The organism is Mesorhizobium sp. M1365 (assembly GCF_040317865.1).
Lineage (GTDB): Bacteria > Pseudomonadota > Alphaproteobacteria > Rhizobiales > Rhizobiaceae > Mesorhizobium.
On sequence record NZ_JAMYLG010000008.1, the window covers coordinates 161,174 to 180,811 of the forward strand.

A 19,638-nucleotide genomic window follows, 5' to 3' on the forward strand; every position below is an offset into this window, starting at 1 on the left:
CGCTCAGGGCTGCAGCTTCGGTCCTGCCCCGCCATTGTCGCCGCCGTCCGAATCCTCGCCCCCGGTCGAATTGTCCGTTCCATTCGCGCCATCATCGCCCGAGTTGTCATCCTGGCCGGCGCTGTCGTCCTGGACTTCATCCGGCCCCTTCAGCATGGCGCCGTTGACCGCAACGGACCCATCGGCCTTGGTGTTGATCACCCATTCCAGCCGGCCATCCGGCATCGTCTTGCCAAAACCTTTGACGGCCAGCGCAAAGGGGAAGGCCTGCGCCATCTGCTCATCGCTCTTGGCGCCTTCCTTCAAGGCATCGACGATCCTGTCGTAGCCGGCCACAGCGACGGTCACGGTCGCATCAGGCTTTTCGCCGCCCGGGAAAGTCATCTCGCCTTCTATGGCGACTTCGACGTCGCCATTCTTCACGGTCGAGTGGCCGAGGATTACTTTGGGTTTCTTGGCCTTGAAATCGGCGACCAAAGCCTTGCCGAATTCCCCCGGCAACGGCGGATTCTTATTGAGATCAAAGGCTTCGATCGCCTTCTTCGCCATCGTGTCGAGATCGATATTGGCACCGCCGAAGTTGAGGTCGATATCCGTCGGCACCAGTGGACCAGTCCAGGCGGGCAGCAATTGCCGGGGGATCGTCAGACCGGAGGCCTTGATCCCATAGTTGATTTTGCCGTTCTGGGAGACGCCATCCATGCCACTAGCCAAATCCAACTGCTTCGCACCCCACTTGCCGACTGGGCTCTCAATTGCGAAATCCTTGAAGGCGTACGTTCCGTCGATTCTTTCCCAGACAGGCAACGCCGCAAGAAGACGTGACTTAAGTTCCGCCTGATTTACTTTCAGTTTCGCCTCGTCTTCATTAGCGACGGCAAAAGCAAGCAGATCCATCAACGGCTTTGTCCGAACACCCTTGCCGTTTGCATGCACCGAAAGTTCCGGCGCATTGAGGGTGACCGGGAAATTCAACCCTCGCTCGGGATCGTTGATTTTGAGGACTTCAGCAAAATTCAAGATCTTTTCCGCGACAGTGAAATCGATGCCGCCGTTCGCCGATTTCGTCGAATTTAGCGTGGCGGTGCCGGCACCGGCAGAGACATCGGCCTCTTGCTTCGGCTCCCGGGTTTTCATCGTCATAGCGTCCATTGACCCCGTGGCGCTGACGAAGGCCACCAGGGCCGGATCATATACACCGGTGAACTTGTTGTTCGACACCGAAAAGTCGATGTGCTGCGGCCCTTGAGGCCCCTTGAAATCGAACGATCCGGTCAGCGACGTATCCGCCGACACGTCCCACTGCCCGTCCTGGCGCGGCTTGACCCGCATGTCGTAAGGCGTGACGTCGAACTTGAAGGAATCCTGTTTCGACAGCAAAGCGACGAGCGGCTTGAAATCGACGGCGAGTTTGTACGCATCGCCGTCGGCAGTGATTTTCACCAGCCCGATATCGAAACCCTGCCTGCCGAAATAATGTGCCAGATCATCGGTAAGCTTCTTCGCGCCTTGGCTGTCGACGGTCTGGGCGAAAGCGGGCGCGCTAAACGCGACGGCGAGAACAAGTGGCAATACACGCTTCACGTCGATTCTCCGTTGTCTCGGGCCAAATCATTGCTTGTGTTAGTGAAACAGCGTTACAGCGGCAAGACGCCGACTGTAGGCCAAAAGCGCATCCGGCTAAAGCACCAGCCGCACCAGCGGTCGGCCTGGCTTACGTTCGACCAATCGCTGGAACCCGGCCTTGTCGAAGACCCGCGACGAGCCGACGAACAGCCCGATCGAGCGCGAATCCTTCGACAGGTCGATCGGGCAGGCCTCGATCAGCCGCGCGCCGTTCTCGCGGGCGAACTCGATGCCGCCTTGGACCAGGCGGTGCGACAGGCCCTTGCCGCGTGCTTTGGTGTGGATGAAGAAGCAGGAGATCGCCCAGACGCCCAGATCGCTGGCGTCGGCGGGGTCGATCGGCGCCGACCCCCTGCCCTGGTTGTTCCATTCGGGCACGTCCGCACGCGGGCCGATCTGCATCCAGCCGACCGCCTGGCCACCCTCGAAAGCCAGCAGGCCGGGCGGCGGCCCGGCCTCGATCCGCGCCTTGATGTGGTCCTTGTTGCGCTCCCGGTTGCTCGCGCGGCGTGCTGCGGGCGACAGCCGGAAATGTGTGCACCAGCAGCCGTAGCAGGCGCCTTGCCTACCGAAAAGATCTTCGAAATCCGCCCAAAGCTCGGGCACTAGCGGCGCTATGGTCGTATTCATGAGCTCTCTCCCGGCCCACCGCCTTGTCGTGGCATCCGTCCTGACGTACCATTGCATTTGTTCTCTTTATGTTCGCAGCGATGGCGGCCCCTGTCAACAATTCCGAACACGGTTTTTGCCGCGACTGCCTGAGTTTTCAGTGCAGCGAGGCACGCCGTTGCGAGCGCTGCGGCAGTCCACGGCTCGCCCGCCATCCGGAGCTCTACCGGCTGCGCCTTGCGCATATCGATTGCGACGCGTTCTACGCGGCGGTCGAAAAGCGCGACAACCCGGCGTTGAAGGACCGGCCATTGATCATCGGCGGCGGCAAGCGCGGCGTCGTCTCTACCGCATGCTACATTGCCCGCATCCACGGCGTGCGCTCGGCAATGCCGATGTTCAAGGCGCTCGAAGCCTGTCCGGAAGCGGTGGTCCTGCCGCCGGACATGGAAAAATACGTCCGCGTCGGCCGTGAGGTGCGCGCTATGATGCAGGCGCTGACGCCGCTGGTCGAGCCGCTCTCGATCGACGAGGCCTTTCTCGACCTCGCCGGCACCGAGCGCCTGCATGGCCTGCCGCCTGCGGTGGTGCTGGCGCGCTTCGCACTCGGCGTGGAAAAGGAGATCGGCATCACCGTTTCGGCCGGTCTTTCCTACTGCAAGTTCCTGGCCAAGGTGGCATCGGACTTCCGCAAGCCGCGCGGCTTTTCGGTGATCGGCGAGGCCGAGGCTATCGGCTTCCTGGCCGAGCAGCCGGTGACGCTGATCTGGGGGGTCGGCAAGGCCTTTGCCGCCACCCTCGAGCGCGACGGCATCCGCACCATCGGCCAGTTGCAGCGCATGGAACGTGGCGATCTGATGCGCCGCTACGGCGTCATGGGCGACCGGCTCTACCGGCTTTCGCGCGGCGAGGACGACCGTCGCGTCGTTCCCGACCAGGACGCGAAAAGCGTCTCGGCGGAAACCACTTTCGATACCGACATCGCCTCCGTCGACGAACTGGTTTCGGTGCTGAGGGCGCTGTCGGAAAAAGTCTCGGCCCGGCTGAAGAAATCCGGCATTGCCGGACGCACCGTCGTCCTCAAGCTGAAGACCCAGGATTTCAAGATCCGCACGCGCAATCGCCAGCTCGGCGATCCGACCCGGCTGGCCGACCGCATCTTTCAGACCGGGCTCGAGCTGCTGCGCAAGGAAGCGGATGGCACGAAATACCGGCTGCTCGGCATTGGCGTCAGCGATCTCTCCGACGATGACCGGGCGGACCCGCCCGATCTGGTCGACGTCCAGTCACGCAAGCGCGCCATGGCCGAAGGCGCCATCGACACGCTGCGCGGCAAGTTCGGCCGCAGGGCGGTGGAAACCGGCTATACCTTCGGCAAGGGCCGCGATGCCCATCCGCCCGAACCGGTCGAGGAATGATACCGGCATGTTTGAGATTCAGGTCAGGCCGAGTCGAGAAGGGTGGTTTCCGAGAACCGGAGCGGAGCGCACTTGTGAATACGTGAGCACTGGATGCGCAGGAAACCGCCTTTCGCAGGCCGGCCTCACCTGAATATCAACTTGCCCCAGTCACGTGCGCTGCAGATCGATCCGGGTGGTCACCACACTCTTCCCGGTTTTCGGATCGGTATCGACGACGATCAGCCGCATGCCATTCTCGCCGTTCTTCTCGACCGTCATTTGCGCCTTGCGATCGCCATTGACCTCCTTGGCCCAACGGATGCCGAGATTGATTGCGTTGCCGGAGCGGCTGCCGCTCAATTGCGCCGGCCCGGTGCGCGATCCGACATAGGTGCCGGTGTATTTCGTCCCGCTCGATTTGAGATCGGCGCTGATGGCGCGCGTTACCACGATAAGACCGCGGCAGCTGCCGTCGAGCGATAGCGAGCTCGACGTTGCGTCGGAATTGAAATGACAGGAGACATTCACCGTCGGCGCATCGGTGGTCACCTTGACGATGCCTTTGCCGGCGAAATTCCCCTGGAATGAGCTAAGAAAATCCGGATCGTCGGCATGCGCTGCCCCGGCCCCGGCCCCGGCCGTCAGGCAGCCGGCAAGTACAAATCGTGCAAGTGATTTCATCGGACCGCTCCTCGTTGGTATCCAAAACACAGCACGCAAACACTGAGGGACCAACGCTTCCCTCAGCGGCGGGTTCCGGCTTCAACATCACTGTTTGCAACGCTGCACGGCTGGCCCAGTCGAATGCGTCGGCTAGCGGTTGCGATGAGCGCTCCGGCTTGCGACATAGCCGCATGGCACCCGCACCCTCGATCCCCAAGGCCGCGTTCTGGATGGCGCTGTCGATCGCCTCGTTCCTGGCGATGTCGGTGGCCGGCCGTGCCACGACGGCCGAACTAAACGTCTTCCAGGTGCTCGAGCTGCGCTCGGTGATCGGCTTTTTCATCCTGTTGCCGCTGGTCATGATGTCAGGCGGTTTTGCGGCGATGCGCACCGGACGCCCGCTGGCTCATATCGCCCGCAACGTCGTCCACTATACCGGCCAGGCTGCCTGGCTCTACGCCCTGACGCTGATCCCGCTTGCGGTACTGATCTCGATTGAATTCACGACGCCGATCTGGACCGCTTTGCTGGCCGTCGCTTTCCTCGGCGAAAGGCTCTCCCGGCCACGGCTGGCGGCAATCGTGCTCGGGCTGATCGGCGTTGTGATCATCGTGCGTCCGGGCGTCGGCGCGGTCAATCCGGGACATGTCATCGTGCTGGGAGCCGCGGTCTGCTTCGGCGTCTCGGTGGTCCTCGTCAAGTCGCTGACGCGGACGGACAGCGTCGTGCGCATCATCTTCTGGATGTTGATCATCCAGTCGCTGCTTGGCCTCGTCCCGGCGCTTTACGAATGGCGCAACCCGCCGCTTGAGCTCTGGCCGTGGATCCTGCTCATCGCCTTCACCGGCATGTCGTCGCATTTCTGCATGGCCCGCGCACTTGTCTATGCCGATGCGACGGTCATCTCGCCAATGGACTTTTTGCGCGTGCCGCTGTCGGCGGTGATCGGATGGCTGCTCTATCACGAGCAGATCGACGCCTTCACCGCCGGTGGCGCCCTGCTGATCCTGCTCGGCAATCTGCTCAATCTGCAGCGGAGAGCACCGCAACCGGCGGAGATCGCCGCTTCATAAGCGTGCGCTAACTCTTAGACCAGTTCCACCTCGACCACGCCCGGCACCGCCCGCATCGCCGACGCGATCTGCGGCGATACGCGGTAGCGGTTGGGCAACTCGATCTCGACCTCGCCCTCGCCGCCTTCCTTGATGACGATGATGCTCACCTGACTGTCGCCACGCTGGCCAAGCTGCGATTGGATTGTCGATGCCGGTGCGTCATTTCTGACGAAGATGCGCAACGCTTTCTGGATACGGCTTGCCTCTTCCTCCAACGACTGCACGGTCTGGATGCGCAGATTGACGCCTTCAGGCCTGTCCTCGGCCGAAACGGTGATCACCACCGAGCGGCCGGGTTCGAGCAGGTCGCGGTATTGCGCCAGCCCCTCGGAAAACAGCACCGCTTCATACTGGCCGGAGGTGTCGGAGAACTGCACGACACCCATCTTGTTGCCGGTGCGCGTCTTGCGCTCCTGCTTGGTGGTCACCGTGCCGGCGAGCCGGCCGGCGGCAGCACCGCGTTTGACGGCGGCCGAAAACTCGCCCCAGGTCTGCACCCGCATTTTCTGCAGCGCCGCCTTGTATTCGTCGAGCGGATGCGCCGAGAGATAGAACCCGACCACCTGGAATTCACGGTGCAGGCGGTCGGCGGCGAGCCAGGGATCGGTCGCCGGCAAGTTGAGCGCCTGCGACTGTGCGCCGAGCGAGGCGCCAAAGATGTCATGCTGGCCGGTGACGGCATTCTGCTGCGCCAGCGACGCCAGCCCCATCATCCGCTCGACGCCGGCCATCATCGCCGCGCGGTCATGACCGAAGCAGTCGAGCGCGCCGGCCATGATCAGGCTTTCGAAGACGCGCTTGCCGACGATCTTCGGATCGACCCTTTCACAGAAATCGGCGAGGCTCTTGAAGGGTTTTTCGCCGCGCGTGGCGACGATGTGCTCGACCGCCGCATCGCCGACGCCCTTGAGCGCGGCCAGCGAATAGAAGATGCGGTTCTCGCCGACCTCGAAATCCCGGAACGACGTCATGACCGACGGCGCCACCACCTCGATGCCGAGGCGCAGCGCATCCTGGCGGAAATCGGCGAGCTTGTCCGTATTGCCCATGTCGAGCGTCATCGATGCCGCCAGGAATTCGACGGGGTAATGCGCCTTCAGATAGGCGGTCTGGTAGGAGACGACGGCATAGGCGGCGGCATGCGATTTGTTGAAACCGTAGTCGGCAAACTTTGCCAGCAGGTCGAAGATGAAGTCGGCTTGCGGCTTGCCGACGCCGCGCTCGACCGCGCCCGAAACAAAGCGCTCGCGCTGCTTGTCCATCTCGGCGCGGATCTTCTTGCCCATGGCGCGGCGCAGCAGATCGGCTTCGCCCAGCGAATAGCCGGAGAGCTCCTGCGCGATCTGCATCACCTGTTCCTGGTAGACGATGACGCCTTGCGTCTCCTTGACGAGATGGTCGATCTTCGGGTGGATCGACGCCATCTCCTCCTCGCCGTGCTTTCTGGCGTTGTAGGTCGGTATGTTCTCCATCGGCCCCGGCCGGTAGAGCGCGACCAGCGCGATAATGTCCTCGATACAGTCGGGCCGCATGCCGATCAGCGCCTTGCGCATGCCGGCACTTTCCACCTGGAACACGCCGACCACCTCGCCGCGCGACAGCATGGCGTAGGTTTCGGGGTCGTCGAGCGGAATGTGGGCAAGATCGATCTCGATGCCGCGGCGGCGGATCAGCTTGACGGCCCTGTCCAGCACCGTCAGCGTCTTCAGGCCAAGGAAGTCGAATTTCACCAGCCCGGCCTGCTCGACATATTTCATGTTGAACTGCGTGACCGGCATGTCCGAGCGCGGATCGCGGTACATCGGCACCAGCTCCGACAGCGGCCGGTCGCCGATGACGATGCCGGCGGCGTGCGTCGAGGCGTGCCGATAAAGACCTTCCAGTTTCTGCGCCGTATCGAGCAGCGTCTGCACGATCGGCTCACGCTCCGCCTCTTCGGCAAAGCGCGGCTCGTTGGCGATGGCGTCGGCGAGCTTGACCGGATTGGCCGGGTTCGACGGCACCATCTTGCTCAGCTTGTCGACCTGCCCGTAAGGCATCTGCAGCACGCGGCCGACGTCGCGCAGCACCGCGCGCGCCTGCAACGTGCCGAAGGTGATGATCTGGCCAACCTGGTCGCGGCCGTATTTCTGCTGGACGTAGCGGATGACTTCCTCGCGCCGGTCCTGGCAGAAGTCGATGTCGAAGTCGGGCATAGACACGCGGTCGGGATTGAGGAAGCGCTCGAACAGCAGCGAAAAACGCAGTGGATCGATGTCGGTGATGGTCGTGGCATAGGCGACCAGCGAGCCGGCGCCCGAACCGCGGCCCGGGCCGACCGGAATCCCTTGTGCCTTGGCCCATTTGATGAAGTCGGCAACGATCAGGAAATAGCCCGGATATTTCATCTTCTCGATGACGCCGAGCTCGAAATCCAGCCTTTCGCGATATTGCTCGACCGTGTAGCCCGGCGTCGGGCCGTGCGCCGCCAGCCGCGCCTCTAGCCCTTCATGCGCCTGCCTGGCAAGCTCCTGCGCCTCCGCCTTGACCGCAGCATCGGCGTCGGCGACATCGCGGCCGGCAAAGCGCGGCAGAATCGGATTGCGGGTCTTCGGGTAATACGAGCAGCGCAGCGCGATCTCGACGGTGTTGTCGATTGCTTCCGGCAGGTCGGCGAACAGCCTCGCCATATCGGCCTGGCTTCTCAGGAAGTGGTCGGGCGAAAGGCGGCGGCGATTGTCGGCCGCAACCACGGAACCTTCGGCGATGGCGATCAGGGCGTCATGCGCCTCATAGTCTTCACGAGAGAAGAAAAACGCCTCGTTGGTGGCAACCAGCGGCAGATCGTGGCGGTAGGCGAGATCGACCGACGACTGCTCGATGGCGCGGTCATAGCCGGACACGCGCTCAAGCTCGACATAGAGCCGGTCGCCGAACAGGCTCTTGAGCGCCGAGAGCCGGGTCTCGGCGAGTTCGCGGCGATCCTGTTTCAAGGCAGTGCCGATCGGACCGCGCGGCCCGCCCGTAAGGCAGATCAATCCGTCGGTGTGGCCCTGCAGCATCTCGCTCGTCAGATGCACCGCTTCGCCGGGCGGTGTCTCGAGGTAGACGCGGCTGACCAGCCTGACCAGATTGCCGTAGCCGGCCTCGGTTGCGGCGATCAGGACGACCGGCCGCATCTCCGGTCCTTGCCGCCTGCGGTCGCGCTGGCTGTCGCTCGCCTCGCCGGAAAAGGCGAGGTCGATCTGGCAGCCGATGATCGGCTGGATGCCATCCTTTACCGCCTTCTGGGCGAATTCCAGCGCGCCGAACAGATTGTTGGTGTCGGTGACGGCGATTGCCGGGCATTCGTCCTGCACCGCATGGCCGACGATCTTGCCGAGCTGCAAGGCACCTTCGAGCAGCGAATAGGCCGAATGCACGCGCAGATGAATGAATCGACGCGCCGCCGCCTCCGCCCGCGACGCCTTTGCATAGGCCTCGCGCAGCAAGGGATCGCGTGGAAGTCTTTCATCCGCCATGGTTTTTTCGCGCCGCCTCACAAGGACTCAGTCGATGAAGATGTATTGTATTGTCCGGCACCGGGTAACACGAGTCCAGCGGTAGTGATTGGAGCTTTGTGAACTTAGCAATCGCTTCCGCCGGCAGAAAGGCGCTGCCACCGAAGCTGCCAATCTCCCCCCTCGTGGGGGAGATGTCCGGCAGGACAGAGAGGGGCGCTGTCCCGCCGACGTCAGGCTGCAAATAAAAACCCGCCACTGCGGGCGGGTCGCTGGAGCCAATTAGCACCATACCCAAATTAGTAGCATAGCTGCCGGCACAAAGCAAGAACAAAATACGGCGCGACGGGGAAAAATGCGAATTCCTCGCGGCCTCGCCTTGTCCCTCCTCCACTGAGCGTGCCCAACCAATTGCAAGGTCGCGTTCCTTCGCGCCCCCCTCTGTCCTGCCGGACATCTCCCCCATGAGGGGGGAGATTGGCCATCATCTCGGCTTTCGCCAATTTCCAACGTTGCAGGAGCGAGCTGGGCCCCGAAGCTGCCAATCTCCCCACTTTAGGGACACTTGAGGGGGAGATGTCCGGCAGGACAGAGGGGCGCGCTGTCCCGCCAACTTCAGACAGAGCGTCGAGGGCGGGTCCAACCTCACGCGAATTCCATGATCACAGCATCGACGGCAAGGCTGTCGCCGGGCTTGGCGTTGAGCTTCGAGACGATGAGGTCGCGCTCGGCGCGCAGCACGTTTTCCATCTTCATCGCCTCGACCACGGCCAGCGTCTCGCCGGCCTTGACCTCCTGCCCCTCGGCAACGGCAATCGACACGACGAGGCCGGGCATCGGGCATAGCAGCATCTTCGAGGTATCCGGCGCCACTTTTTCCGGCATCAGCCTTTCGAGTTCGGCGGTGCGCGGCAGCATGGCGCGGGCTGTCACCGAGATGCCTTTCCAGGCGATGCGGAACCCGTTCAGCACCGGCCTGACTTGCGCCGCGACCTTGCGGCCGCCGACCGTGCCGCGCCAGATGAGATCGCCCGGCCGCCAGTCGGATGCCACCGTCAGCGGTTTGCCGCCGTCGATTGTGAGGTCGAGCTCCATCGGAATGGAAATCATGCCTTCGACGATGGCAACCGAAAGATAATCCCGGCCGATCTTCACCACCCAATCGCGTTTCAAGGCGCCCGAATGCGGCGCCAGCCGCCCGCCCAGCCGGTCGAGCCGGTCGCGGCGCAGCAGTTCGACCGCGGTTGCGATCGCGGCCAGCACCGCGTTTTCTTCGCTGTTCGGCACAATGGGCGCGAAGCCGTCGGGATATTCCTCGGCGATGAACGCCGTCGATAGCCGCCCTTCCCGCCAGCGCGGATGCTGCATCAGCGCCGCCAGTAACGGTACGTTGTGCTCGATGCCGTCGACGACGAAACTGTCCAGCGCTTCCGACATCGCGTCGATTGCCGCCAGCCGTGTCGGCGCCCAGGTGCACAGCTTGGCGACCATCGGGTCGTAGAACATCGAGATTTCCGAGCCTTCGGTAACGCCGGTATCGTTGCGGATGACGATTTCGCCGAATTTTCCCTCTTCCGGCGGCCGGTATTTCGTCAGCCTGCCGATCGACGGCAGAAAGTTGCGATACGGATCTTCGGCATAGAGGCGGCTTTCCACCGCCCAGCCGTTCAGCTTGACGTCGCTCTGCTTGATGGCGAGCTTTTCGCCGGCCGCCACGCGGATCATCTGCTCGACCAAGTCGATGCCGGTGACGAGTTCCGTCACCGGATGCTCGACCTGCAGCCGCGTGTTCATTTCCAGGAAATAGAAGTTCTTGTCGCTGTCGACGATGAACTCGACCGTGCCGGCGCTCTGGTAGTCGACGGCCTTGGCCAGGGCCACCGACTGCTCGCCCATGGCTTTGCGGGTCTTGGCGTCGAGGAACGGCGACGGCGCCTCCTCCACGACTTTCTGGTTGCGGCGCTGGATCGAGCATTCGCGCTCGCCGAGATAGAGCGTGTTGCCATGCGCGTCGGCGAGCACCTGGATTTCGATATGGCGCGGATCGACGATGAATTTTTCGATGAAGACGCGGTCATCGCCGAACGAGCTTTTCGCCTCCGACCGCGCCCGGTCGAAGCCGTCGCGCACCTCTGCCTTGCTCCAGGCGATGCGCATGCCCTTGCCGCCGCCGCCGGCTGAAGCCTTGATCATCACGGGATAGCCGATTTCGCAGGCTATTCTTTCGGCATGGGCGGCGTTTTCGACGACGCCGAGCCAGCCGGGCACCGTCGACACCTTGGCCGCATTGGCGAACTTCTTCGATTCGATCTTGTCGCCCATCGCCTTGATGGCCTTGGGCTTCGGGCCGATGAAGACGATGCCTTCCTGCTCCAGCGCTTCGCAGAAGGATGCCCGCTCGGACAGGAAACCGTAGCCGGGATGCACGGCCTCTGCTCCTGTGGCCTTGCAGGCGGCGATGATCTTTTCCGCGACCAGATAACTTTGCGCAGCCGGCGAAGGCCCGATATGCACCGCCTCGTCGGCCATTTCGACATGCACGGCGTCCCGGTCGGCGTCGGAATGGACCGCGACGGTGGCGATGCCCATCTTGCGCGCCGTCTTGATCACGCGGCAGGCGATCTCGCCACGGTTGGCGACCAGGATCTTTGTGAACATGCAGGCCTCGTCCCTCGGCTGCCCTTCTTTTACGGGCTTCCCGTTTTATGGGCTTCAGGGGGCCGGTCAAGGCAAAGTCGGAGCCTATCCCGCATGCAAATCGGCGGGCGCTGACGAAAATCCGGGGTCACAACGTCGCTTCGTGCATAGCGCAGAGCTGAATGGTAAGTTAAATCTAACCTGGATTGCAGAGTGCCTTGGGAGGATTGCCTGATGAAAACGCGCGCCGCTGTCGCCGTTGCCGCCGGAAAGCCGCTGCAGATCATGGAGGTCGACCTCGAAGGTCCCCGCGATGGCGAGGTGCTGGTCGAGATCAAGGCAACCGGCATCTGCCACACTGACGAGTTCACGCTGTCGGGCGCCGACCCGGAAGGCCTGTTTCCGGCGATCCTCGGCCATGAGGGCGCCGGCATCGTCGTCGACGTCGGCAAGGGCGTCTCCTCGGTCAGGAAGGGCGACCATGTCATCCCGCTCTATACGCCGGAATGCCGGCAGTGCCCGTCCTGCCTGTCGCGCAAGACCAATCTGTGCACCGCCATCCGCGCCACGCAGGGACAGGGTTTGATGCCGGACGGCACCTCGCGCTTCTCGATCGGCAAGGACAGGCTGTTCCACTACATGGGCTGCTCGACCTTTTCCAACTTCACCGTGCTGCCCGAGATCGCCGTGGCCAAGGTCAATGCCGACGCCCCGTTCGACAAGATCTGCTACATCGGCTGCGGCGTCACCACCGGCATCGGTGCTGTGATCAACACGGCCAAGGTCGAGCAAGGCGCGACGGCGGTCGTCTTCGGCCTCGGCGGCATCGGCCTCAACGTCATCCAAGGCCTGCGCCTTGCCGGCGCCGACATGATCATCGGCGTCGACCTGAACAACGACAAGAAGGAATGGGGCGAGAAATTCGGCATGACGCATTTCGTCAATCCGAAGGAGATCGACGGCGATGTCGTGGCTCATCTCGTCAACATGACCAAGCGCGGCGCCGACCAGATCGGCGGCGCCGACTACACGTTCGACTGCACCGGCAACACCAAAGTCATGCGGCAGGCGCTCGAAGCGTCGCATCGCGGCTGGGGCAAGTCGGTCATCATCGGCGTTGCCGGCGCCGGCCAGGAGATCTCGACGCGGCCGTTCCAGCTGGTCACCGGCCGCACCTGGATGGGTACCGCCTTCGGCGGCGCGCGCGGCCGCACCGACGTGCCGAAGATCGTCGACTGGTACATGGCCGGCAAGATCGAGATCGATCCGATGATCACCCACACGCTGAAGCTCGAGGACATCAACAAGGGCTTTGACCTGATGCATGAAGGCAAGTCGATCAGGAGCGTGGTGGTTTACTGAGGAGGAGAAAGCCGCCGGCTAACCAGCCAGCGGCCGAAAATGCACATGTTCAACACGGGAGGAGACAAAAATGCCGGAGAAACTGCACCCTAAAATCGACAATGGCCTGCCTAGGGAAAAGCCCGACTTTGCCGGCGGCACGCTGGTCTGCGCCTGCACCAGCAATCCGGTCAAGGTGAAGGTCAAGGGCCAGATCGCCCACAACCATGCCTGCGGCTGCACCAAATGCTGGAAGCCGGAAGGCGCGCTGTTCTCGATCGTGGCGGTTGCCGGTACAAACGACGTGACGGTGACCGAAAACGGCGACAAGCTGAAGGTGGTCGATCCGGGCGCGCTGATCCTGCGCCATGCCTGCACCGGCTGCGGCGTCCACATGCACGGCCCGGTCGAGCGCGACCACGCTTTCAAGGGGCTGTCCTTCATCCATCCGGAACGCTTCCAGGAGGATGGCTGGTCGCCTCCGGGCTTCACCGCCTTTGTCTCGTCGATCATCGAATCCGGTGTCGATCCGAGCCGCATGGATGGTATCCGATCACAGCTGAAGTCGATCGGGCTCGAACCTTATGATTGCCTCAACCCCGGCCTGATGGACTACATCGCGACATGGACCGCGAAGAAGTCCGGCGCCTTGCCCGAATAGGCTGGTAAGCCGTGACCCGGAGCCCGAGTCCGGCGTGACGCGCACGATCGTTGTCGCTCGGCTAAAAAAGCAAATCCGATGATGAACCGACTGGTTTGAAGGGAACGCCATTGAAATCGACCGCTATAGAACCTGCTACTTTGCACAATCCTTCAGCTCCGTTTAGCCAAGCCATGCTCACCCCATCTGGCGCCAACTGGCTTCATGTTTCTGGACAGCTTTGTACTGAAGGATCCTGTGAGGAACAAGCTCACACAGTTTGGGACCAAATAACGGCTTTGCTTAAGGAAGCCGGAATGGAGATCGACAACCTTACCAAGATCAATCAGTATATCGTCGCGGGCACAGACGTTTCCGCTTACACCAGAGTGCGAAATAAGTTTCTCGCCGGTCATCGCCCTGCCAACACGCTGGTCTTAGTACCGGCGTTGGCTGCACCAGGAGCGCTTGTCGAGGTAGAGGCAATAGCCGCCAAATTCTAGGCTGCCAATCTCGGCGCAGACGGGTCAGGCCGCGCTTAGACGTGGCCTAACGTCACCCTTTTTACGCATTGTCGTGCGCTTGCGACGATCGTGGCGGCTTCATTCGATCGGCCGGTGATCAACCAAGCGCGATCGGATGGCAGCCTGTCCAGCACCTGCGCTGTGGCCCGACGCAGCAAGCCTAGCACCAACCCCCGCAAGATGGGATCGAGTTCCAGATTGAATACCGTTCCACTGACGATTGACTTTCGGCATAGGATTTTGTAGCAAATACTCATCCCCAACGTTTGAATGGTCCAGCAGAGAGAAGTTGCCGAGATGGAGAATATGGCTGAAAAGACGGTTGTGGAGTTGGCGGCCCTTCAACGGCCTGGGCATTCACTAGACCGCGTCTTTTACGTTGACAAAGATATCTTCGAGCGAGACATCGAGGTGATTTTCGCTCGACAATGGCTTTTCGTTGACCATGTCTCGCGCATTCCGACACCGGGGGATTTCATAACTTTTGAGATCGGCGGTGACTCGATCGTTATCGTGCGCGGCACAAACGGCGAAATCTTCGCGCACCATAATGTCTGCCGCCATCGGGGCAGTATAATTTGCCAGAAACCAGAAGGAAAGGTCCGGACGTTTACCTGCCCTTATCACGGCTGGGTTTATGATTTAAGTGGCCGTTTAGTGCACGCCAAGAATATGGGCGAAGGGTTTGATCGCTCGAAATGGGGGCTGCACTCATGTGCAGTGCGTGTGACTGCGGGATTGATCTTCATTTACCTTGGGATCGAGAAGGACGCCCCTGATTTTGCTGGGATGGAAGCGGATGTGCTCCCCTATCTGGAGCCGCATGGGCTGACGAGAGCAAAGATCGCTCACACTGAAGTATACACAACACTCGGAAATTGGAAGCTTGCGGTTGAGAACTTTCGAGAGTGCTATCACTGCGTAATGGCACATCCAGAATACACAGCGGTTAATGCATATGTCAAAACCAATGATGCCGCTCCAGGCTCGTTTGAGGCGAATGTTCTTCCCGCATGGGAAGCGGCCGCGAAGGATGAAGGATTCGTGGTGGGGTCTGTCGCCCTTGCCACTGGACTTCAGCCATATCAAGTCAGGCGGCGGCCAATCCGCGATGGGTGGCAAACCGCTTCCAAAGACGGCCAACCGGTTGCTCCCCTCATGGGTAACCTGAAGAAGTTCGATGGGGCCGAAACTGCCGTGGACTTTATGCCTCAGTTCGGACTTCATAGCACCAGTGACCACACAACCCTAATTCGTTTCACCCCGATAGATCCGACCCACACGGAGATGCGGCTCACTTGGCTGGTGCACGAAGACGCAGTCGAGGGGACGGACTATGACGTGGAGCGCCTGAAGTGGATGTGGCATGTGACCACTCTGCAAGACGCAGAGCTCATCGCGAACAACCATCGAGGGGTGACTTCACGCCACTACACTCCGGGCCTATACTCGGTTCGGGAGGAAATGACGGCAGCGTTTATCGCTTGGTACTTGAATAGGCTGATCAACGAGTAGTGTTGTGAGGACGCTCAGGATCAGTCGATGCGTAGATGAGGCCCTTGGCATACGCTCTTACGAGCTGGTAGACCCTGACGGCGCGCTTCTCCCTCCTTTTGAACCCGGCGCCCACATAAATTTGCATTTGCCCGACGGCCGCACACGGTCGTACTCACTGTGCAATGATCCCCAGGAACGCCAGCGCTACGTTATCGCTGTTCTTCGCGAGCCCGCCGGGCGCGGAGGCTCTGTCTACGTGCACGACAACCTTGCCGTGGGCAGTCAAGTTCAAATCTCAGATCCCCTGAACAACTTTCAGCTGATGGCGGGAGCTAGTATCTATACCCTAATCGCCGGAGGTATTGGCATCACGCCAATTTTGTCGATGGCCCGTTATCTCGAGAGAACGGGCGCGGCATACTCGATTCACTACTGTGCTCGGAATCCTGAGCGAGCCGCCTTTCGAGAGATTCTTGACACGGCACCCTTTAGCCGGCGCACGGTGATGCACTTCGATGGCGAACATTCCGGGCAAAGGCTCGACCTCGCATCCCTGCTCCGTGAACGAGTGGAAGGACAGCAAGTATATTGCTGCGGGCCTGCTGGCCTCATTGACGGTGTTAAAGCCGCCACATGGGATTGGCAGGCAAACTCCGTTCATTTTGAACGATTTAAGATAGACCCGGCTCTATTAACCGGGTCAGGACAGGACTCGACCTTCGAAATAGAGATCGATTCAACCGGACAAATCCTGGAGGTACCGCCGCAAAAATCCATTCTGCACGTCCTGCGCGAGAACGGGATATTCCCTGATAGTTCATGCGAAGAGGGGATTTGTGGGACGTGCGCAACAGGTCTTCTGGGTGGAACAGCAGATCACCGCGACTTCGTCCTGACCGACGAAGAGAAGGCGTCGCAAACCGTCGTTATGATTTGTTGCTCACGTGCGGGTTCCAGGCGCCTAAAGCTCGACCTCTAGGCCGTTCCTGTTGATTTGTGCGTTCAGCTGCGTAGCCCTGGTTCTTATGCGCTTAACGGCTGAAATCAGATCTTTGGGCGCAACCAAGGCTGCTGTTCCCGAAACTATTGGTGAGTGTCCATCGGTTTAAATTGCTTTGAAGGCAGCATTGGCCTGTGCACCTGCGCAGACTCCTGCCGGCCGGTACCACCGGTGATTTACCGTCCGCAGCTCATGTGAGCGTCGACCGCAGCCGATACCTAAATCCTCGTTAGATCGATCGGCATCGCCACGTCGTCGCCTTGTTTGAGCCGCTAGCAAACTTTACCGCGGCACTTGACGGTATCTTGAAACGGTGATCTAGTTGGAACGGGCTTCCACTTGGGGTGCGGTTGCTCCATACCTGTAGGGTGCGCTCGGGGCCATCTAACGGCTGCCAGGTCATACGAGGCAGGCAGGACGTTCATTTTGTTTTGTCGGCGGCCTGTGCGCCCAGGCGCGTAACAGAATTCGACAACTCACATCTTATCCACGCTAAATGCTGGATAGACCGACTGAGAAACTACTTGTCACTGCTAAGAAACCACAGGGGAAAAGCAATGAAAAACGATGAGTTTAGTCATGTCGCAGAAGTTGGCGGAGAAGCCGGGTATAGCCGTCGGGGCTTCCTCCAACGGACCATGGCTCTAGGTCTCGCCGCTGCCGCGGCAAATAGCATGTTCGGCACCAGCGTAAAGGCGGCCGCGCCAAACAAAGGTGGTACCCTGACAATGGGGCTCGGGGGCGGAGGCACAACAGACTCCCTGGACCCTGCACTGGCTTCCAACGGGGTCGCCCTCGTTTACCTCCACACCTTGGGTGAGACCCTGGTCCAAGTCTCGCCAAAGGGCGAAGCGGTGCCCGCCCTTGCCGAAAGCTGGGAAAGTTCGGTCGATGCCGCCACTTGGACATTCAAAATTCGCAAGGGCGTCGAGTTTCACAATGGTAAGACAATGTCGCCGGACGACATCGCGAAGACAATTCAGCGCCATTCCGACAAGAATTCCAAGTCGGGCGCCTTCGGCATCCTTCAGCAAATCGCGGATGTGAAGGTGGATGGCAGCAATGTCGTAATTTCGCTGAAATCCCCCAACGCAGATCTGCCCTATTTGATGTCCGATTGGCATTTGGTGATCCAGCCAGGAGGGGGAATAGACAAACCGGACGCAGGGATATTCAGCGGCGCCTACAACCTGAATAGCTTCGAGCCGGGCGCACGCATCCAGATGGAAAAGTTTAAGAATTATTGGGATCCAACCGTCGGTCATTTCGACGCGGTCAATATCCTAGTGATAAACGATTCGACCGCGAGGAATTCGGCGCTTCAGTCTGGCCAAGTGGACATGGTCAACCTGGTCGAACCACGCGTAGCCGGGCTTCTCAAGCAGGCACCGAAGGTCATCGTTGAGTCAGCAGTTGGCCGCGCATACAACTGCTTCAACATGTTCTGTGACACTACTCCCTTTGACAACTACGACCTCCGGATGGCGCTGAAGCTGGCGATCGACCGTGAGGAGATGCTGAACAAAATTCTTGCCGGTTACGGGTCGATCGGCAACGATTCCCCCATCAATGCATCCTATCCGCTGTTTGACGACTCCATCCCGCAGCGCGCCTATGACCCGGATAAAGCCAAGTTCCACTATAAGAAGTCCGGCCATGACGGCCCGATCCTGCTGAGGACCTCCGACGTCGCCTTCGCCGGGGCCGTCGACGCGGCCCAGTTGTTCCAACAAAGCGCAGCTAAGGCAGGCATTAACATCGAACTCAAGCGCGAGCCGAGCGACGGCTATTATGACCAAGTCTGGAACAAGGAGCCCTTTTCGGCCGGAGAGTGGAGCGGTCGGCCTACGCAGGATCAGATATACTCAACCGTCTATTTCTCCTCGGCGAACTGGAACGATACCCGTTTCAAGGATCCAAAGTTCGACGCGTTGATCTTGAAAGCGCGAGGCGAACTCGACAAGACCAAGCGCAAGGATATGTATCGCGAAGCGAACCTGATCCTGCGAGACCAGGGGGGACTGATCACCCCGATGTTCAAGAGCTTCATTAAGGCCTACCGCAGCGACCGTGTCGCTGGATGGGAGGAAAACCCCAATATGGACATGATGAACGGTAAGGCCGCCGTCCTGTGCTGGCAGGCCTAAGAGGTGAGTCTCGTCTTAAGACTGGTGGCCCAGCGCATTGCGCTGGGCTTCCTCCTTTTGTTGGCCGTTTCGGTCCTGATCTTCGCCGGCACCCAGATCCTGCCCGGCGACGTCGCGCAAGCCATTCTCGGACAATCGGCGACACCGGAGTCGCTCGCAAATCTGCGCGAGCAGCTCGACCTCAACGACCCGGCCTATCTTAGGTATTTCCATTGGCTCGGCGGGGTGGTGACCGGCGATCTCGGCACGGCGATGTCGAGCGGCCAGGATATTGCGACGTCGATCAAGGGACGGTTGTGGAACACGCTGTTCCTCGCCTTCTGGGCGGCGATCGTCGCCGTGCCGCTGGCGATCATCCTCGGCCTGATCGCGGTGCGCTACCGCAATGGCTGGGTCGACAAGCTGATCTCCGGACTGGCGCTCGCCTCGACATCGTTTCCCGAATTCTTCATCGGCTACGTGCTCGTCTTTTTCTTCGCGGTGCAACATCAATGGTTTCCCGCCATTTCCACCGTCTATGACGGCATGCCTTTTGGAGAGCGCATGCAGGCGATCGCGTTGCCGGCCACGGCGCTTACGCTGGTGGTGCTCGCCCATATGATGCGCATGACGCGCGCGGCGATCCTTAACGTCATGCAGTCGGCCTATGTCGAGACCGCGGAGCTCAAGGGGCTTTCAGCCTTCGCCGTCATTCGCAAGCACGCCTTCCCGAACGCGATCGCGCCGATCATCAACGTCGTCATGCTCAACCTCGCCTATCTCATCGTCGGCGTCGTCGTCGTCGAGGTTATCTTCGTCTACCCCGGCATGGGGCAATACCTGGTCGACCACGTCACCAAGCGCGACGTGCCGGTGGTGCAGGCAGTCGGCCTGATCTTCGCTGCCGTCTATATCAGCCTGAACATCATCGCGGACGTTGCGGCGATCGTCGCCAATCCGCGTCTCAGACATCCGAAGTGA

14 protein-coding genes are annotated in these 19,638 nt (G+C 60.9%); 9 read left to right on the forward strand and 5 right to left on the reverse strand.

Going from position 1 to position 19,638, the window contains the following annotated elements; translation table 11 throughout:
* Positions 1 to 3 precede the first annotated feature (3 nt).
* A complete protein-coding gene (locus NKH04_RS12770) occupies positions 4 to 1,584 on the reverse strand; it encodes a hypothetical protein (RefSeq protein ID WP_353044370.1) in 1,581 nt (526 codons plus the stop codon).
* Positions 1,585 to 1,680: 96 nt separating this feature from the next.
* Positions 1,681 to 2,256: a GNAT family N-acetyltransferase gene (locus NKH04_RS12775; protein WP_352971178.1), complete on the reverse strand. Its 576-nt coding sequence runs from the start codon at positions 2,254 to 2,256 to the stop codon at positions 1,681 to 1,683.
* 68 nt (positions 2,257 to 2,324) lie between these two features.
* Between NKH04_RS12775 and NKH04_RS12780 the strand changes: the two genes are divergently transcribed.
* Entirely contained in the window at positions 2,325 to 3,653 is a 1,329-nt protein-coding gene (locus NKH04_RS12780; protein WP_352742541.1) for a DNA polymerase IV, read from the forward strand.
* A 150-nt stretch (positions 3,654 to 3,803) separates the two neighbouring features.
* Here the strand turns inward: NKH04_RS12780 and NKH04_RS12785 are convergent, their stop codons facing one another.
* Positions 3,804 to 4,316 (reverse strand): hypothetical protein, encoded by a 513-nt coding sequence (locus NKH04_RS12785; RefSeq protein WP_352971176.1) that lies wholly within the window; start codon positions 4,314 to 4,316, stop codon positions 3,804 to 3,806.
* Positions 4,317 to 4,489: 173 nt separating this feature from the next.
* Between NKH04_RS12785 and NKH04_RS12790 the strand changes: the two genes are divergently transcribed.
* On the forward strand, positions 4,490 to 5,371 hold the full coding sequence (locus NKH04_RS12790) for a DMT family transporter (RefSeq protein ID WP_352816381.1): 882 nt from the start codon (positions 4,490 to 4,492) through the stop codon (positions 5,369 to 5,371).
* A 14-nt stretch (positions 5,372 to 5,385) separates the two neighbouring features.
* On the opposite strand, the gene dnaE is transcribed toward NKH04_RS12790, so the two are convergent.
* Both dnaE and NKH04_RS12800 read right to left on the reverse strand, forming a co-directional pair.
* On the reverse strand, positions 5,386 to 8,913 hold the full coding sequence (gene dnaE, locus NKH04_RS12795; protein ID WP_352971172.1) for a DNA polymerase III subunit alpha: 3,528 nt from the start codon (positions 8,911 to 8,913) through the stop codon (positions 5,386 to 5,388).
* A 624-nt stretch (positions 8,914 to 9,537) separates the two neighbouring features.
* Positions 9,538 to 11,550: an acetyl-CoA carboxylase biotin carboxylase subunit gene (locus NKH04_RS12800; protein ID WP_353044371.1), complete on the reverse strand. Its 2,013-nt coding sequence runs from the start codon at positions 11,548 to 11,550 to the stop codon at positions 9,538 to 9,540.
* A gap of 213 nt (positions 11,551 to 11,763) precedes the next feature.
* On the opposite strand from NKH04_RS12800, the gene NKH04_RS12805 reads away from it, so the two are divergent.
* The 7 genes from NKH04_RS12805 (at position 11,764) to NKH04_RS12835 (ending at position 19,638) form a co-directional block, all read left to right on the forward strand.
* Entirely contained in the window at positions 11,764 to 12,891 is a 1,128-nt protein-coding gene (locus NKH04_RS12805; RefSeq protein WP_353044372.1) for an S-(hydroxymethyl)glutathione dehydrogenase/class III alcohol dehydrogenase, read from the forward strand.
* A gap of 70 nt (positions 12,892 to 12,961) precedes the next feature.
* Complete coding sequence (gfa, locus tag NKH04_RS12810) at positions 12,962 to 13,531, forward strand: S-(hydroxymethyl)glutathione synthase (RefSeq protein ID WP_353044373.1); 570 nt, start codon at positions 12,962 to 12,964, stop codon at positions 13,529 to 13,531.
* Positions 13,532 to 13,671: 140 nt separating this feature from the next.
* Positions 13,672 to 14,013, forward strand: a complete 342-nt coding sequence (locus NKH04_RS12815) for a RidA family protein (protein WP_353044397.1) — start codon at positions 13,672 to 13,674, stop codon at positions 14,011 to 14,013.
* 291 nt (positions 14,014 to 14,304) lie between these two features.
* Positions 14,305 to 15,549 carry an aromatic ring-hydroxylating oxygenase subunit alpha gene (locus NKH04_RS12820; protein ID WP_353044374.1) on the forward strand — a complete coding sequence of 415 codons (1,245 nt, stop codon included), beginning with the start codon at positions 14,305 to 14,307 and terminating at the stop codon, positions 15,547 to 15,549.
* 238 nt (positions 15,550 to 15,787) lie between these two features.
* Complete coding sequence (locus tag NKH04_RS12825; protein ID WP_353044375.1) at positions 15,788 to 16,510, forward strand: PDR/VanB family oxidoreductase; 723 nt, start codon at positions 15,788 to 15,790, stop codon at positions 16,508 to 16,510.
* A gap of 578 nt (positions 16,511 to 17,088) precedes the next feature.
* Positions 17,089 to 18,678, forward strand: coding sequence for an ABC transporter substrate-binding protein (locus NKH04_RS12830; protein WP_353011929.1), 1,590 nt, complete (start codon positions 17,089 to 17,091; stop codon positions 18,676 to 18,678).
* A gap of 3 nt (positions 18,679 to 18,681) precedes the next feature.
* Entirely contained in the window at positions 18,682 to 19,638 is a 957-nt protein-coding gene (locus NKH04_RS12835; RefSeq protein ID WP_353044376.1) for an ABC transporter permease, read from the forward strand.

Bases quoted from the DNA above. Each gene is read 5' to 3' on its own strand.
- NKH04_RS12805 (WP_353044372.1), top strand. From the start codon at position 11,764: ATGAAAACGCGCGCCGCTGTCGCCGTTGCCGCCGGAAAGCCGCTGCAG.
- gfa (WP_353044373.1), top strand. From the start codon at position 12,962: ATGCCGGAGAAACTGCACCCTAAAATCGACAATGGCCTGCCTAGGGAA.
- NKH04_RS12780 (WP_352742541.1), top strand. From the start codon at position 2,325: ATGTTCGCAGCGATGGCGGCCCCTGTCAACAATTCCGAACACGGTTTT.
- NKH04_RS12830 (WP_353011929.1), top strand. From the start codon at position 17,089: ATGAAAAACGATGAGTTTAGTCATGTCGCAGAAGTTGGCGGAGAAGCC.
- NKH04_RS12775 (WP_352971178.1), bottom strand. From the start codon at position 2,256: ATGAATACGACCATAGCGCCGCTAGTGCCCGAGCTTTGGGCGGATTTC.
- NKH04_RS12790 (WP_352816381.1), top strand. From the start codon at position 4,490: ATGGCACCCGCACCCTCGATCCCCAAGGCCGCGTTCTGGATGGCGCTG.
- NKH04_RS12785 (WP_352971176.1), bottom strand. From the start codon at position 4,316: ATGAAATCACTTGCACGATTTGTACTTGCCGGCTGCCTGACGGCCGGG.
- NKH04_RS12820 (WP_353044374.1), top strand. From the start codon at position 14,305: ATGGTCCAGCAGAGAGAAGTTGCCGAGATGGAGAATATGGCTGAAAAG.
- NKH04_RS12800 (WP_353044371.1), bottom strand. From the start codon at position 11,550: ATGTTCACAAAGATCCTGGTCGCCAACCGTGGCGAGATCGCCTGCCGC.
- dnaE (WP_352971172.1), bottom strand. From the start codon at position 8,913: ATGGCGGATGAAAGACTTCCACGCGATCCCTTGCTGCGCGAGGCCTAT.